At 68.9% G+C, this 16,547-nt stretch carries 12 protein-coding genes; 3 read left to right on the plus strand and 9 right to left on the minus strand.

Translation table 11 applies throughout. From position 1 onward, the window contains the following. Window positions 1-277: 277 nt before the first annotated feature. From IF78_RS0125110 to thyX, 3 genes are all read right to left on the minus strand, one after another. Window positions 278-1,963: a ribonuclease J gene (locus tag IF78_RS0125110; RefSeq protein WP_031484837.1), complete on the minus strand. Its 1,686-nt coding sequence runs from the start codon at window positions 1,961-1,963 to the stop codon at window positions 278-280. 156 nt (window positions 1,964-2,119) lie between these two features. Beyond that, entirely contained in the window at window positions 2,120-3,019 is a 900-nt protein-coding gene (dapA, locus tag IF78_RS0125115; RefSeq protein ID WP_031484839.1) for a 4-hydroxy-tetrahydrodipicolinate synthase, read from the minus strand. Window positions 3,020-3,219: 200 nt separating this feature from the next. Continuing rightward, a complete protein-coding gene (gene thyX / locus IF78_RS0125120; RefSeq protein WP_031484840.1) occupies window positions 3,220-3,960 on the minus strand; it encodes an FAD-dependent thymidylate synthase in 741 nt (246 codons plus the stop codon). A 210-nt stretch (window positions 3,961-4,170) separates the two neighbouring features. Between thyX and IF78_RS0125125 the strand changes: the two genes are divergently transcribed. After that, window positions 4,171-4,431: a hypothetical protein gene (locus IF78_RS0125125; protein WP_051828154.1), complete on the plus strand. Its 261-nt coding sequence runs from the start codon at window positions 4,171-4,173 to the stop codon at window positions 4,429-4,431. A gap of 90 nt (window positions 4,432-4,521) precedes the next feature. Then, on the plus strand, window positions 4,522-5,076 hold the full coding sequence (locus tag IF78_RS0125130) for a hypothetical protein (RefSeq protein WP_031484844.1): 555 nt from the start codon (window positions 4,522-4,524) through the stop codon (window positions 5,074-5,076). Window positions 5,077-5,183: 107 nt separating this feature from the next. Here the strand turns inward: IF78_RS0125130 and IF78_RS0125135 are convergent, their stop codons facing one another. From IF78_RS0125135 to eccD, 6 genes are all read right to left on the minus strand, one after another. After that, a complete protein-coding gene (locus IF78_RS0125135; protein ID WP_031484846.1) occupies window positions 5,184-5,636 on the minus strand; it encodes a tetratricopeptide repeat protein in 453 nt (150 codons plus the stop codon). 14 nt (window positions 5,637-5,650) lie between these two features. After that, window positions 5,651-6,403: a 4-hydroxy-tetrahydrodipicolinate reductase gene (gene dapB, locus IF78_RS0125140; RefSeq protein ID WP_031484848.1), complete on the minus strand. Its 753-nt coding sequence runs from the start codon at window positions 6,401-6,403 to the stop codon at window positions 5,651-5,653. Window positions 6,404-6,445: 42 nt separating this feature from the next. Further along, entirely contained in the window at window positions 6,446-7,825 is a 1,380-nt protein-coding gene (locus IF78_RS0125145) for a M16 family metallopeptidase (protein WP_031484849.1), read from the minus strand. Further along, window positions 7,822-10,044, minus strand: a complete 2,223-nt coding sequence (locus IF78_RS0125150; protein WP_031484850.1) for a polyribonucleotide nucleotidyltransferase — start codon at window positions 10,042-10,044, stop codon at window positions 7,822-7,824. The genes IF78_RS0125145 and IF78_RS0125150 overlap by 4 nt, the downstream gene beginning before the upstream one ends. A 288-nt stretch (window positions 10,045-10,332) precedes the next feature. Next, window positions 10,333-10,620 carry a 30S ribosomal protein S15 gene (gene rpsO, locus IF78_RS0125155; protein WP_031484852.1) on the minus strand — a complete coding sequence of 96 codons (288 nt, stop codon included), beginning with the start codon at window positions 10,618-10,620 and terminating at the stop codon, window positions 10,333-10,335. 255 nt (window positions 10,621-10,875) lie between these two features. Continuing rightward, the gene (gene eccD / locus IF78_RS0125160) at window positions 10,876-12,300 is read right to left on the minus strand and encodes a type VII secretion integral membrane protein EccD (RefSeq protein WP_037641178.1); all 1,425 of its coding nucleotides are present in this window, start codon (window positions 12,298-12,300) and stop codon (window positions 10,876-10,878) included. 301 nt (window positions 12,301-12,601) lie between these two features. On the opposite strand from eccD, the gene IF78_RS0125165 reads away from it, so the two are divergent. Continuing rightward, window positions 12,602-16,540, plus strand: coding sequence for a type VII secretion protein EccC (locus tag IF78_RS0125165; protein ID WP_031484854.1), 3,939 nt, complete (start codon window positions 12,602-12,604; stop codon window positions 16,538-16,540). Window positions 16,541-16,547 lie beyond the last annotated feature (7 nt).

The following is a 16,547-nucleotide window of genomic DNA, read 5'->3' on the forward strand; positions in this document are numbered from 1 at the left end:
TCCCTTCGGTCTTGCGTTTCCGACTCTATCAGATCTTTTCTCGATCCGATTTCCTCGGTGCTTTCCAGGTTCCCGCTCTCGCGTTTCCCTTTCCGGCGGCTCCGACTTTATCAGAGATTCTGAGTCGGAATTTCCGCCCCCTCCGGGAGCTGGTTCCGGCGCACGAGGCGACCGGGTTCCCGTTCAGGCGGAGCCGTAAACGTACTGGAGCGGGGCGGCCCGATGCAAATCGAGGCGCCCCGCTCCTGGTTCACGCAGCCGTGTGTCCGACGGACCGTCAGACCTCCACCACCACAGGCAGGATCATCGGCCTGCGCCGGTACGTGTCCGAGACCCACTTGCCCAGGGTCCGGCGCACCAGCTGCTGCAGCTGGTGGGGTTCGACCACACCGTCCTGCGCCGAACGCTCCAGGACCTCCGTGATCTTCGGGATGACCTCTCCGAAGGCGGAGTCCTCGATGCCGGAGCCGCGGGCCTGGATGTGCGGGCCGCCCGTGATCTTGCCGGTGGACGAGTCGATCACCACGAAGACCGAGATGATGCCCTCGTCGCCCAGGATCTTGCGGTCCTTCAGCGCCGGCTCGCCCACGTCGCCGACCGAGAGGCCGTCGACGTACACGTATCCCGCCTGGACCTTGCCGGAGATCTTCGCCTTGCCCTCGACGAGGTCGACGGCGACGCCGTCCTCGGCGATGACGATGCGGTCGTGCGGGACTCCCGTCAGGGCCCCCAGTTCGGCGTTGGCGCGCAGGTGGCGCCATTCGCCGTGGACCGGCATCAGGTTCTTCGGGCGGCAGATGTTGTAGAAGTACAGCAGCTCGCCTGCCGAGGCGTGGCCCGAGACGTGGACCTTGGCGTTGCCCTTGTGGACGACGTTCGCGCCCCAGCGGGTCAGGCCGTTGATGACGCGGTAGACCGCGTTCTCGTTGCCGGGGATGAGCGACGACGCCAGGATCACCGTGTCGCCCTCGACGATGCGGATCTGGTGGTCGCGGTTGGCCATCCGGGACAGGGCCGCCATGGGTTCGCCCTGGGAGCCCGTGCAGACCAGGACCACCTCGCTGTCCGGGAGGTCGTCGAGGGTCTTGACGTCCACGACCAGGCCCGGCGGGACCTTCAGGTAGCCGAGGTCACGTGCGATGCCCATGTTGCGGACCATCGAGCGACCCACGAAGGCGACCCTGCGGCCGTACTCGTTGGCCGCGTCCAGGATCTGTTGGATGCGGTGGACGTGGCTGGCGAAGCTCGCCACGATGACGCGCTTGCGGGCGCCCGCGAAGACCTGGCGCAGGACGTTGGAGATGTCCCGCTCGTGCGGGGTGAAGCCCGGCACCTCCGCGTTCGTGGAGTCGGAGAGGAGGAGGTCGATGCCTTCCTCGCTCAGCCGTGCGAACGCGTGGAGATCGGTCAGACGGTTGTCCAGCGGGAGCTGGTCCATCTTGAAGTCGCCGGTGTGGACCACCATGCCGGCGGGCGTGCGGATCGCGACGGCCAGGGCATCGGGGATGGAGTGGTTGACCGCGACGAACTCGCAGTCGAAGGGGCCGATGCGCTCGCGGTTCCCCTCCGCCACCTCGAGGGTGTACGGGCGGATGCGGTGCTCCTGGAGCTTGGCCTCGATGAGGGCGAGGGTCAGCTTGGAGCCGATCAGGGGGATGTCCGGCTTCTCGCGGAGCAGGAAGGGGACCCCGCCGATGTGGTCCTCGTGACCGTGCGTGAGGACGATGCCCTCGATGTCGTCGAGGCGGTCCCGGATGGACGAGAAGTCCGGCAGGATCAGGTCGATTCCGGGCTGCTCCTCCTCGGGGAAGAGCACTCCGCAGTCGACGATCAGCAAGCGGCCGCCGTACTCGAAGACCGTCATGTTTCGGCCGATTTCGCCGAGGCCGCCGAGCGGGGTGACCCGCAGGCCGCCTTCGGGGAGCGGCGGGGGCGGGCCCAGTTCAGGATGCGGATGACTCAAAAGACTCTCCTCACCACGCGCGCCACGTACCGGTAGGGCACGTGGCGCGCATGACGTTCGTGCAGAAGCAGTTGTCGTTGTGTTTGGGCGCAGGCACCGGTGGCCTGCTTATTCAGTTGTGGAGTCTGCTGCGCGTCCGGCGCGCCAAGTCTGGTGTTAGAGCTGTACCCCGCCTGCGGCAAGATCGATCTTGAGCTGCTCGATCTCCTCGGGTGAGCACTCCGCCATGGGGGCGCGCAGTGGTCCGGCGGGGAGGCCCTGGAGTGCGAGCGCGGCCTTGGTGGTCATGACGCCCTGGGTGCGGAACATGCCGGTGTAGACCGGGAGCAGCTTCTGGTGGATCTCCGTGGCCTTCTGGACGTCACCGGAGGCATACGCGTCCACGAGCGCGCGCAGGTCGGGGGTGACCAGGTGGCCGACGACCGAGACGAAGCCGACCGCGCCCACGGAGAGCAGCGGCAGGTTCAGCATGTCGTCGCCGGAGTACCAGGCGAGGCCGGAGCGCGCGATGGCCCAGCTGGCTCGGCCGAGGTCACCCTTCGCGTCCTTGTTGGCGACGATCCGCGGGTGCTCGGCGAGGCGGACGATCGTCTCGGTGTTGATCGGGACGCCGCTGCGGCCGGGGATGTCGTAGAGCATGACCGGCAGCTCGGTCGCATCGGCGATGGCCTTGAAGTGCCGGTACAGGCCTTCCTGCGGGGGCTTGTTGTAGTACGGCGTGACGACCAGGAGGCCGTGTGCGCCCACCTGCTCCGCCGCGCGCGTGAGCTCGAGGCTGTGGTGGGTGTCGTTGGTGCCGACGCCGGCGACGACGTGGGCCCGGTCGCCGACCGCCTCCAGTACGGCTCGTACGAGGTCCGATTTCTCCGCGTCGCTGGTGGTGGGCGACTCGCCGGTGGTGCCGTTGATGATCAGGCCGTCGTTGCCTGCGTCCACCAGGTGCGTGGCGAGCCGCTGCGCGCCGTCGAGGTCGAGTGCGCCGTCCGCCGTGAAGGGCGTGATCATGGCGGTGAGGACCCGCCCGAAGGGGGTCTGCGGAGTGGAGGTCGGAGCCATGGGTTACACGCTACTCGTTGCGCACGCCGTGGTCTGCCCTCGGGGGGTGCGGGAAAGTCCGGACAAATATGGAGCCCGGCACTGCCTGCTCGGGGGTTCAAGCAGTGCCGGGTCCGTTTGATCAGGCTAGATGAACTTCTCTAAATGCCGCAATACGGACACTTCATGAGGCTGACGCATGCCCCAGCGCCCGGGTTGCGTTACGGCGCCACGCGGCCGTTCGCATTGAAGGCGGCGTACGTGAGCGGCATGAGCCTGGCCCACTCCGCCTCCATCTTCTCGCCGACCATCTCGATCTCCCGCTGCGGGAAGGACGGGACCTTGGCCAGCTCGTGCTGGGTGCGCAGGCCGAGGAAGTGCATCAGGGAGCGGGCGTTGCAGGTGGCGTACATCGAGGAGAACAGGCCGACGGGGAGGACAGAGCGGGCGACCTCGCGGGCGACGCCGGCGGCGAGCATCTCCTGGTAGGCCTCGTACGCCTGCCGGTAGGAGTCCTCCATGACGCGGCCGGTGAGCTCCTGCTGGGCCTGGGTGCCCTCGACGAAGACGTACTTGCCCGGGCGGCCCTCCTGGACCAGCTTGCGGGACTCGTCGGGGACGTAGAAGACGGGCTGCAGCTCGCGGTAGCGGCCGCTCTCCTCGTTGTACGACCAGCCCACGCGGTGCCGCATGAACTCGCGGAAGACGAAGATCGGGGCGCTGATGAAGAAGGTCATCGAGTTGTGCTCGAAGGGGCTGCCGTGCCGGTCCCGCATCAGGTAGTTGATCAGGCCCTTGGAGCGCTCCGGATCCTTCTTCAGCTCGTCCAGGGACTGCTCGCCGGCGGTGGAGACGCGGGCGGCCCACAGCACGTCGGAGTCGGCCGCGCTGTGCTTGACCAGCTCGACGGTGACGTCGCTGCGGAAGCTGGGCTTGAGGTCGTCGGCGGGGGTGTCGGTCACGGCTCGGAGGGTCCTTCCATCACTTCTCTGGGCGGCGCCCACTCTACGGCCCGGCTCTGACAACGGGGCGTTCGGTGCCGGGTCACGACATACGTCGGCGAACATCGGCGAATTTCTGTGAATTCGGTGAAACCGGGCACCTTTTGGGGCACTCGCTCGTCTGTGTCAGTGACGGTCACTCATACGTTCCCGAGAGGAGAAGACCTACCGATGTTCCTCCCCCAGCTACCGCCGGGAGGTGCCCCCGGCGAGTCCGTACCCTTCGCCTTCCTCGCCGAAGCCGACCAGTTCCGCAGCGATGTCACTCCCCCGCCCCGAGAGCGGGCGTCCGCCGGTCAGATAGCCGGGCGGTGGCTGCTGGGGCTCACCATCGTCGCCGGGCTGGTGGGCTCGCTGGTGGTCGGTATGCCGGCGCTGTCGACCGATACCGGCGCACAGACCCAGCAGTCGCAGGCGTCCCAGGGGCGCTGACTCCTTCGGGCCCCCCAGGGTGGTGAGCGGGGACGCGGGTGGATAGCCTCACCGGGCACAGCCCACGCATGGATTGAGTGAGGACCAGCCGTGCCCCTGCCTTTCCTGACGGCCGACCGCACCTTCGAGGCCGCCGACGATGTCGCGCTGCCCTTCGAGGACCGCGACCGCTGGCGGCGCCCTTACCGTCCGGGGCCGTGGCGGGTGGGCGTGGCGGCGCTGTGGTTGCTGCTCGCCTCGTATGTGCTGTTCGCGGCGGTCATCATCGCCCTGACCGGCACGGTGACCGAGGCCGCCGTCGTCTTCGGCATCGCCCTGGTGATCATCACCGGCGCCCTGCGGTTGCTGCGCATGGGCGTGTGGGTGAGTGGGCACGGGTTGCGCCAGGTTGGCCTCATGCTGACGCGTACGGTGCCCTGGGAGCAGGTCGTCGCCGTGCGGACGGTGCAGCAGCCGGTGCGCTGGCTGGGGTTGCCGCGCACGGTGCAGGGGCAGGCGCTGATGCTCGTACGCCGAGGCCGGGCGTCGGATGACATGCCGGTGCTGATGACCACGCACAACGGGGACTTCCTGGGGCGGGTGGCGGCGTTCGACCGGGCCGCCGACGCGGTCGAGGCGTGGGCGGCTGAGAACGGCCAGGGCTGACCCGGACAAGGACGACACCGAAGGGGCCGGTCCGCAGCGAGTGCGGGCCGGCCCCTTCGGCGTACGGCTGTGCAGTCGTCGTACGGCTGAATCGCCGCTGCTGGGGTTCAGGCCTCGACGGTCTTGCCGTCGTGCAGCGCAATGGCCCGTTGCATCGCCTTGCGGGCGCGCGGGGTGTCGCGGGCGTCGTGATAGGCGACGGCGAGGCGGAACCAGCTGCGCCAGTCCTCGGGGGACGCCTCCGTCTCCGCCTTGCGCCTGGCGAAGACCTCGTCGGCCGAGTCGCGGTCGATACGTCCGCTGGGGGTGCGCTTCAGCTCGTCGACGGGCAGGCCGCCCTCGGCGTCGAGCTTGGCGGCGAGTGCGTTGGCCTTGCGGACGAACTGGGTGTTCTTCCACAGGAACCACACGCCGATGACCGGCAGGATCAGCACGGCCACGCCGAACGTGACGGTGAGGACCGTGCCGGACTGGATGAGCATCACGCCGCGGCTGCCGACCAGGACGAAGTAGACGACCAGGACGGCGGCCGTTATGGCGTAGGAGATCTTCGCGCGCATCGGTGAGCCCCGGGTCAGCCCAGGTCCAGGAAGTGCTCGAGGCCGAAGGTCAGGCCCGGAGTGGTCACCACGCGGCGGGCGCCGAGCAGGATGCCCGGCATGAAGCTGCTGTGGTGGAGGGAGTCGTGGCGGATGGTGAGGGTCTCGCCCTCGCCGCCGAGCAGGACCTCCTGGTGGGCCAGCAGGCCGCGCAGGCGGACCGCGTGGACCGGGACGCCGTCGACGTTCGCGCCGCGCGCGCCGTCCAGGGCCGTCTCCGTGGCGTCCGGGGCCGGGGCCGTGCCGGCGGCGCGGCGGGCCTCGGCGATGAGCTGGGCGGTGCGGGTGGCGGTGCCGGAGGGCGCGTCGACCTTCTTCGGGTGGTGCAGCTCGACCACCTCGACCGACTCGAAGTAGGGCGCGGCGATCTGCGCGAACTTCATCGTCAGGACGGCCCCGATGGAGAAGTTCGGCGCGATGAGCACGCCCGTCTCCGGGGACGCGGCCAGCCAGCCCTTCAGCTGTGCGAGGCGCTCGTCGGTCCAGCCCGTCGTGCCGACGACCGCGTGGATGCCGCGGTTCACGCAGTAGTCGAGGTTGCCCATCACCGAGTCCGGCGTGGTCAGTTCGACGGCCACCTGGGCGCCCGTCTCCGCGAGCGTCTCCAGCTTGTCGCCCCGGCTCAGGGCGGCGACCAGCTCCATGTCCTCGGCGGCCTCGACCGCCCGTACCGCCTCGGAGCCGATACGGCCCTTGGCGCCGAGGACCGCCACGCGCAGCTTGCTCATCTCTGTTGCTTCCTTACGTCGGATGTTCCGAGGGCGGACGGGTCAGGCGACGGCGTCGTTCAACCGGGACGCCTGCTTGTCCTTGAGCGGGCCGATGACCGACAGCGAGGGCCGCTGTCCCAGGATGTCGCGGGCGACGGTACGGACGTCGTCCGGGGTCACCGCCGCTATCCGGGCCAGCATGTCGTCGACGGACATCTGCTCGCCCCAGCACAGCTCACTCTTGCCGATGCGGTTCATCAGGGCACCGGTGTCCTCCAGGCCGAGGACCGTGGAGCCGCGGAGCTGGCCGATGGCGCGGTCGATCTCGTCCTCGGGCAGGCCGTGTTCGGCGACGTGGTCGAGTTCGTCGCGGCAGATCTTCAGCACGTCGTGGACCTGCGACGGCCTGCAGCCCGCGTACACGCCGAACAGGCCGCAGTCGGCGAAGCCGGACGTGTACGAGTAGACGCTGTAGGCCAGGCCGCGCTTCTCGCGGACCTCCTGGAACAGGCGGGACGACATGCCGCCGCCGAGCGCCGTGTTCAGCACGCCCAGCGCCCAGCGGCGTTCGTCCGTGCGGGACAGGCCGGGCATGCCGAGGACGACATGGGCCTGCTCGGTCTTGCGGCCGAGCAGCTCGACGCGGCCCGCGGTGCGGATGCTGCGCCGACCGGCGCGCGGGGCGATGGGGGCGGCGTCGCCGTTCCTGAAGGCGTCCGCCTTCTCGAAGGCGGCGCGGACCTGTCGTACGACCTTGTTGTGGTCGATGTTGCCGGCGCACGCGACCACGAGGTGGGTCGGGTCGTAGTGCTTCTTGTAGAAGCGGCGGATGCGGTCGGCGGTGAGGGCGTTGACGGTGTCGACCGTGCCGAGGACCGGGCGTCCGAGGGGGTTGTCGCCGAACATGGTGTGCGCGAACAGGTCGTGCACGCAGTCGCCCGGGTCGTCCTCCGTCATGGCGATCTCTTCGAGGATCGCGCCCCGCTCGACGTTGACGTCCTCTTCGAGGATGAGCGAGCCCGTGAGCATGTCGCAGACGACGTCTATGGCGAGCGGCAGGTCGGCGTCGAGCACGCGCGCGTAGTAGCACGTGTACTCCTTCGCCGTGAAGGCGTTCATCTCGCCGCCCACCGCGTCGAGGGCGGAGGAGATGTCCAGGGCGGACCTGCGGGTGGTGCCCTTGAAGAGCAGGTGTTCCAGGTAGTGCGTGGCGCCGTTCAGAGAGGGCGTCTCGTCGCGGGAGCCGACGTGCGCCCAGATGCCGAAGGTCGCGGAGCGGACGGAGGGCAGGGTCTCGGTGACGATGCGCAGGCCGCCCGGGAGGGTGGTCTTACGGACCGTGCCGATGCCGTTCTCGCCCTTGATGAGGGTTTGGGTACGGGCGACGGCCCGCGCCTCCGAAGAGGGGCGGGCCGTCGCCTTGGAGCTACTCGACGTCACTGGTCGGCGTCGTCCTTCTTGTCCTCGGAAGCCTCTTCCTCGCCCTCGATCACGGGGACGAGCGAGAGCTTGCCGCGGGAGTCGATCTCGGCGATCTCGACCTGGACCTTCTGGCCCACACCGAGGACGTCCTCGACGTTCTCCACGCGCTTGCCGCCGGCCAGCTTGCGGATCTGCGAGATGTGCAGCAGACCGTCCTTGCCGGGGAGGAGGGAGACGAAGGCGCCGAACGTCGTCGTCTTCACGACCGTGCCCAGGTAGCGCTCGCCGACCTCGGGCATCGTCGGGTTGGCGATGCCGTTGATCGTGGTGCGGGCGGCCTCGGCGGACGGGCCGTCGGCGGCACCGATGTAGATGGTGCCGTCGTCCTCGATCGTGATCTCGGCGCCCGTGTCCTCCTGGATCTGGTTGATCATCTTGCCCTTGGGGCCGATGACCTCGCCGATCTTGTCGACCGGGATCTTCACGGTGATGATCCGCGGCGCGTTCGGGGACATCTCGTCCGGCGTGTCGATCGCTTCCATCATCACGTCGAGGATGTGGAGGCGGGCGTCACGGGCCTGCTTCAGGGCGGCGGCCAGGACGGAGGCCGGGATGCCGTCCAGCTTGGTGTCGAGCTGGAGCGCGGTCACGAACTCCTTGGTGCCGGCGACCTTGAAGTCCATGTCACCGAAGGCGTCCTCCGCACCGAGGATGTCGGTGAGGGTGACGTAGTGCGTCTCGCCCTCGATCTCCTGGGAGATCAGGCCCATGGCGATACCGGCGACCGGGGCCTTCAGCGGCACACCGGCGTTCAGCAGCGACATGGTGGAGGCGCAGACCGAGCCCATGGACGTCGAGCCGTTGGAGCTCAGCGCCTCGGAGACCTGGCGGATCGCGTAGGGGAACTCCTCGCGCGTCGGCAGGACCGGCACCAGGGCGCGCTCGGCGAGGGCGCCGTGGCCGATCTCGCGGCGCTTGGGGGAGCCGACGCGGCCGGTCTCGCCGGTGGAGTACGGCGGGAAGTTGTAGTTGTGCATGTAGCGCTTGCGGGTCACCGGGGAGAGGGTGTCCAGTTGCTGCTCCATGCGGAGCATGTTGAGGGTGGTGACGCCCAGGATCTGGGTCTCGCCACGCTCGAACACCGCGGAACCGTGCACGCGCGGGATGGCCTCGACCTCGGCGGCGAGCGTACGGATGTCCGTCACGCCACGGCCGTCGATGCGCTTCTTCTCCTTGATGACGCGCTCACGGACCAGGGTCTTGGTCAGCGAGCGGTACGCGGCGGAGATCTCCTTCTCGCGGCCCTCGAACTCCGGCAGGAGCTTCTCGGCGGCGAGCGCCTTGACGCGGTCCAGCTCGGACTCGCGCTCCTGCTTGCCGGCGATGGTCAGCGCCTGGGCGAGTTCGGGCTTGACGGCGGCGGTGAGGGCCTCGAGGACGTCGTCCTGGTAGTCCAGGAAGATCGGGAACTCGCCGGTCGGCTTGGCGGCCTTCGCGGCGAGGTCGGCCTGGGCCTTGCACAGGACCTTGATGAAGGGCTTCGCGGCTTCCAGACCGGCGGCGACGACCTCCTCGGTCGGAGCCTCGGCGCCGCCCTTGACCAGCTGGATGGTCTTCTCGGTGGCCTCGGCCTCGACCATCATGATCGCGACGTCGCCGTCCTCCAGGGTGCGGCCCGCGACGACCATGTCGAAGACGGCGTCCTCGAGCTCGGAGTGCGTCGGGAAGGCCACCCACTGGCCGTTGATCAGCGCGACGCGGACGCCGCCGATCGGGCCGGAGAAGGGCAGACCGGCCAGCTGCGTGGACGCGGACGCGGCGTTGATCGCCACGACGTCGTACAGGTGGTCGGGGTTGAGCGCCATGATCGTGGCGACGACCTGGATCTCGTTGCGCAGGCCCTTCTTGAAGGACGGGCGCAGCGGGCGGTCGATCAGGCGGCAGGTGAGGATGGCGTCCTCGGAGGGGCGGCCCTCACGCCGGAAGAAGCTGCCGGGGATCTTGCCGGCGGCGTACATCCGCTCCTCGACGTCCACCGTCAGGGGGAAGAAGTCGAGCTGGTCCTTGGGGTTCTTGGAGGCGGTGGTGGCCGACAGCACCATGGTGTCGTCGTCCAGGTACGCCACGGCGGAGCCGGCGGCCTGCTTGGCCAGGCGGCCCGTCTCGAAGCGGATGGTGCGGGTGCCGAAGGAGCCGTTGTCGATGACGGCCTCGGCGTAGTGGGTCTCGTTCTCCACTAGCAATTTCTCCGTTACTTTTCGTCTTTTGTCCCGGTCCGCCCGTGTGGCGGAGGGACGTGGTCGGAGAAGCGCTCCATCTGGTGCGGGCCGGTCTTCGATCGAAGCACCCGGGGTTCGGATCGCCCGGGGGCCACTACCGAGGACCGGCGGCGGCGAGGTGCACTTCTCCTCGTACTGCGTTGTGCTACCACACTACAAAGCGGGTGTGACACTCCGCACGTTTCCGTACGTACGGCAAAGGGAGCGGCTCCCGATCCTTCCGGGAACCGCTCCCCACATGGCGTCTTACTTGGCGCCCGCCGCACCGCGGCGGATGCCGAGGCGGTCGACCAGCGCACGGAAGCGCTGGATGTCCTTCTTGGCCAGGTACTGCAGCAGGCGGCGACGCTGACCGACCAGGATCAGCAGACCACGGCGGGAGTGGTGGTCGTGCTTGTGGGTCTTGAGGTGCTCGGTCAGGTCGGAGATCCGGCGCGACAGCAGAGCGACCTGGACCTCGGGGGAGCCGGTGTCACCCTCCTTGGTACCGAACTCGGCCATGATCTGCTTCTTCGTAGCGGCGTCGAGCGACACGCGTACTCCTCGTTGGTCTTCTGTTGCCACCGAGTGCCCCTGGTCTTCTTCGCAGGGGAGCTTCCATGACTCGGGAGGCGGGGATCCGCTGGGCGCAGCCCCCAGGTGGACCGGGGGCGCGTACACAAACGGCCGTCACACAGCGTACCAGCCCGGCAGACCGGGTCGTTCCACCCGCATGACACCCCGCATGACACAGCGGCTGCCACCCTCGCAGGTGGCAGCCGCTGTGCGCTGCTGGTGGCCGGGCGGCAGTCAGCTGGTCATGCCCCGGGCGGCCGCGTACAGGTCGAGCACCGCCAGGCAGAGCGGGACGAGCGACAGCAGAACCGCTCCCTCGCTCAGGTCGAGCATGCGCCCCCAGAAGGGGGTGACGCCCTTGCGCGGCACGATCAGGGCGATGGCCACCAGGATCATGGCTGCCAGCGCCACCGCGGCGGAGAGCCAGATCGTGCGGATGTCCAGCGGGGCGCTGTTCTTGTTGTAGAGCAGTTCCTTCAGGATGTCGGCCGGCGGGTTCAGGGCGAGGCCGAGCACCAGCAGGCAGATCGTGATGATGCCCGAGACCATCAGGGTCACGACCTGGGACGTGTACAGGAAGAGGCGGGCCCGCATCAGCAGGGCGAGGCCGGCCGCCAGCGACAGCAGCTGGGCCCAGCCGCTGGTGGAGAAGCCGAGCACCACACCGGCGGAGGCGACACCGCCGAGCGCGCAGCCGCCGACGAGGCCGAGCAGCAGTTCGTGGCCGCGGCGCGCCTGGTCGTTGATGACCTGGAAGTCGACGGGCTCCTGCTCCTGCTGTTCGTCGGCGCGGCCGCGCTTGGCGATCTGGTCGGGCGAGCGGAAGCCGATGGGGAGCTTGGCGAAGCGGGCGGACCAGCCGGGGAGGAAGCCGATGACGGCGACCATGACCACGGCGGTGACGGCGGCGGTCTCGCGCGGCTCGGCCTCGCTGACGATCGCCGCGAAGGTGGCGAGGACGCCGATGCCGGAGGCGAAGGCGGCGGCGATGAAGGGCGCGTCGTTCTGGGGCAGCATCAGGACGAGCAGCACGGCGGCGACGAGCACGACCGCGAGACCGATGAGCAGGTGCAGCCGTCCGGGGCCCTCGTTCGCGGGCACGCCCACGATGCCCGAGCCGCCCACCATCAGGTGGGGCAGCGAGGCCAGGCCCAGGGCCGCCGCCGCGTGGTGGTCGTCGTAGACCCGCGCCCGTACGGCCGCCAGCGCGACGAGGATGACGCCGGTGGCCCCGGCGATGATGCCCGGCAGGCCGTTCATGTCGTGCTTGATCGGCTCCGAGAACCACAGAGCCAACGCCATCATGGTCAGCAGGAGCGCGCCGGCGACCAGGCCGACGCCGCGCATCATGCCGTCGTTCCAGCTACGGCGGTCCGTTTCGACGGCCGCTGCCACGGCGTCCACGACATCGTCGAAGACGGCGGGCGGCAGCGAGTCCGCGAACGGCCGCAGCAACAGCAGTTCGCCGTCGCGGATTTGCAGTTCGGCGAGTGAGCGGCCGTCGTCGAGGACGGAGCCGTCCCTGCGTACCAAGTTGTACCCGGTGGGCGCGGCTTCCTCGGGCGTCTGCCCCGAAAGCCGCAGGATCTCCGGGTAAACGTCAGAGAGCGGTACGTCCTCCGGGAGTGCCACATCGATCCGGCTGTTCGGTGCCGCCACCGTGACTCTGCAGAATCCGGTTGCTGAAACCGTACTCACTGACGGTTCCCCCTCGTCCAGTACTCGGTGATTCGTCGCGGTTTGCCAGGGCGATTCCCGCTCCGCGCTTCGTTTGGAGCGTCACCCTACCGTCCCCACGCTGCATCTCCTCATCCCCTCCCGACTCAACGTCCCCGCAGAACAGTAGGATCAACGCCCGACTCCTGGACCCGGTATCGACCGGCGCGAGTTGACGTACGTACGGGGGCCGTCACGACGGGGGCGGTTCAAGATTGCGATTGCGTGAAGGACTGGTGGATCGGTGAGCGTCGTCATCGTCAAGCGCCCGCCGCGGGTTTTCCCGCCGGAGGTGCCGAGTGAGGAGGTCAAGCTCGAATCTCCTCCCGAAATCCCTCGCAACGAGGACGACAGCCTGCTGATGAACCTGCTGCCCATGCTGGGCATGGGTTCGTCGGCGGCGTTCTTCTTCATGCCGGGCGCCCAGGGCTTTATGAAGATCATGGGCATGCTGATGATGGTGTCCACGGTCGCCATGCTGATCGCCCAGATCGTGCGGGCCCGCAAGGGTCCGTCCGGGCAGATGGCCGAGGGGCGGCGGGACTACCTCAAGTACCTGGCCCAGAAGCGGCGTGAGATCCGGCGCACCGCGCACAAGCAGCGCGACGCCCAGTACTACCTCCACCCCGCTCCCGAGCAACTGTGGGCGCTGGTCGCCGAGGGCTCGCGGCTGTGGGAGCGGCGTTCCACGGACCAGGACTTCGCCCAGGTGCGTATCGGTCTCGGCCCGCAGCAGTTGGCGACTCCGCTGGTAGCGCCCGAGACGGCGCCGGTGGACGAGCTGGAGCCGCTGACCGCCCATGCGATGCAGCAGTTCATCGCCAGTTACGGCACGATCAACGAACTTCCCCTGGCGATCGGGCTGCGCTCCTTCTACCACGTGACGATCTCGGGCGAGGCGGAGACGGTCTACGGCCAGACCCGGGCGGTGCTCGGCCAACTGGCCTCGCTGCACTCGCCCGAGGACGTGCTGATCGCGGTCGTGGCCGCGCCGGGCGCGGCCGTTGACTGGGAGTGGACCAAGTGGCTGCCGCACATGCAGCACAAGGAGTCCGACGGTGCCGGCACGCGGCGGCTGCTCTGCTACGACCTCGGCGAGCTGGAGGAGGCCATCGCCCAGCAGCTGGAGGGACGGCCCAGGTGGAGCCGGGACGGTCAGCCGATCCTGGACCAGCCGCACGTGGTCGTCGTGCTGGACGGCGGCGGCGTGCCCGCGGACTCGGTCCTCGCGTCGGCGGAGGGCCTGCAGGGCGTGACCATCCTCGAGGTGGTGCCCGGTGAACTCGACGAGCTGCGCGGCTCACTGTCGGTGCGGGTGTGGCCCGACGCCATGGAGCTGGAGGCGGGCACCGGTGTGTTCACCGGCAAGCCCGACGTGCTGTCGCAGGCGCAGGCGGAGTCGCTGGCCCGGCAGCTGGCGCCGCTGCGCCTGGGTGCCGCGGACGCGGACGAGCCGCTGCTGGCGAACCTGGACTTCACCGACCTGATGCAGATCGGTGACGCGGCGAGCGTCGACGTCTCGCGTACCTGGCGGCCTCGTACGCTGCACGAGCGGCTGCGTGTCCCGATCGGCCTCGGCGAGAACGGCGAGGCGGTCATGCTGGACATCAAGGAGGCCTCGCAGGAGGGCATGGGCCCGCACGGCCTGTGCGTCGGTGCCACCGGTTCCGGTAAGTCGGAGCTGCTGCGCACCCTGGTGCTGGGCCTCGCGGTCACCCACTCGTCGGAGACGCTCAACTTCGTCCTCGCGGACTTCAAGGGTGGTGCCACCTTCACCGGCATGGGTTCCATGCCGCACGTCTCCGCCGTGATCACCAACCTGGCCGACGAGCTCACGCTCGTGGACCGTATGCGCGACTCCATCACCGGTGAGCTGACCCGTCGTCAGGAGCTCCTGCGACAGGCCGGCAACTACGCCAACATCACCGACTACGAGAAGGCTCGTGCGGCCGGTGCCGCGCTCGACCCGCTGCCCTCGCTCGTCCTGATCATCGACGAGTTCAGCGAACTCCTCGCCGCCAAGCCCGACTTCATCGAGATGTTCATCCAGATCGGCCGTATCGGCCGTTCGCTGGGTGTGCACATGCTGCTCGCCTCGCAGCGACTCGAAGAGGGCAAGCTGCGCGGCCTCGACACCTTCCTGTCGTACCGCATCGGTCTGCGGACCTTCTCGGCCGCGGAGTCCCGTACGGCGATCGGCGTCCCCGACGCCTACCACCTGCCGAACGTCCCCGGCGCGGGCATCCTGAAGTACGACACCGGCACGATGGTGCAGTTCAAGGCGGCGTACGTGTCCGGCACCTACCGGCCGAACGGGCCGGTCGTCCAGGGCGGCGGGCGGATCGACCGCTCGCCCGTGCTGTTCACCGCCGCGCCCGTGCCGGTGCGGATCCTCACCGAGCCGGAGCCGGAGACCCGTTCCAACCAGGTCGACGACGCGCTCGCCGACACCGTCCTCGACGTCATCGTCAGCCGCCTGGACGGTCAGGGCCCGCCCGCCCACCAGGTGTGGCTGCCGCCCCTGGACGAGCCGTTCAGCCTCGACCAGCTGCTGCCGGTGCTGAACATCAGCGCGGAGCGCGGTCTGCACGCCGAGGGCTACCACGCCCAGAGCAAGCTCGTCGTCCCGGTCGGCCTGGTCGACAAGCCGTTCGAGCAGCGCCGTGACGTGATGTACGCGGACCTGTCCGGTTCCGCCGGTCACGCGCTGATCGTCGGTGGCCCGCAGTCCGGCAAGTCGACGCTCGTGCGCACGATGATCACGTCGTTCGCGCTCACGCACACGCCCACCGAAGTGCAGTTCTACGCCCTCGACTTCGGCGGCGGCGGCATGCTCGCCCTGGAGAACCTGGCCCATGTGGGTGGCGCCGCTTCCCGTCTGGACCAGGAGAAGGTCCGGCGTACGGTGGCGGAGGTGCACGGCATCCTCAACGCCCGCGAGGAGTTCTTCCGCTCCAAGAGCATCGACTCGATGGCCACGTTCCGAAACCGCCGGGCGCAGGGCCACTACCCCGACCAGCAATGGGGCGACGTCTTCCTGATCATCGACGGTTGGGGGACGTTCAAGAACGACTACGAGATGCTCGACCCGGTCATCGCGGACATCGCGACCCGTGGTCTCGGTTTCGGTGTCCACCTGATCATCACCGCGACCCGGTACACCGAGATGCGGCCGGCGCTGCGCGACCAGATCCTGAGCCGACTCGAGCTGCGGCTCGGTGACGCCATGGAGTCGGAGTTCGACCGCAAGCGGGCCGAGAACGTGCCGATGGGCAAGCCCGGTCGCGGTCTGTCCCCGGACAAGCTGGACTACCTGGCCGCCACGCCCCGGATCGACGGGTCGCCCGCGGTGGAGGACCTGGCCGACGGCATGGCGAACCTCGTGCAGAGCGTCAACAACGCCTGGCAGGGCCCGACGGCACCCAAGGTGCGGATGCTGCCGACGATGCTGCACGCCTCCGAGCTGCCCGGTGGCGGCGACTTCGGCAGCCGCGGTATCGCGGTCGGCGTCGACGAGCTCACGCTGTCGCCGGTGTTCGTGGACTTCGAGACCGACCCGCTGTTCGTCATCTACGGCGAGAGCGAGTCCGGCAAGTCCTCGCTGTTGCGGTTCATGGCCAAGCAGATCGCGGAGCGGTACCAGCCCAACAAGGCGCTGTTCGTGGTCTCCGACTTCCGGCGCGCGCTGCTCGGGCAGGTTCCCGAGAGCCACATGTACAAGTACTGCGCCTCGGGTCCGCAGCTGCAGGAGGTCATGGAGTCGCTGGCCGGCTCGATGAGCCGCCGTATGCCGGGGCCGGACGTGACGCCGGACCAGCTGCGCAACCGCAGCTGGTACAACGAGCCGGACGCGTTCATCTTCATCGACGACTACGACCTGGTCGCCACGTCGATGGGCAACCCGATGTCGGTGCTCATGGAGTACCTGCCGTTCGCGCGTGACCTGGGCCTGCGCATCATCCTGGCCCGCACCACCTCGGGTGCCTCGCGGTCGTCCTTCGAGCCGGTCCTCACCCGGATCAAGGAGCTCGGCGCGCAGGGCATCGTGCTCTCCGGTGACCCGTCGGAGGGGCCGGTGTTCAACAACATCAAGGCCGCGCCGATGCCGCCGGGACGTGGCCAGTTCATCTCGCGCCGGACCAGCGGGCAGCTGGTTCAGACGGGGTATCTGCCGGAGAGCTGAGTCTGCT

The organism is Streptomyces bicolor (assembly GCF_000719285.1).
Taxonomy (GTDB): domain Bacteria; phylum Actinomycetota; class Actinomycetes; order Streptomycetales; family Streptomycetaceae; genus Streptomyces; species Streptomyces bicolor.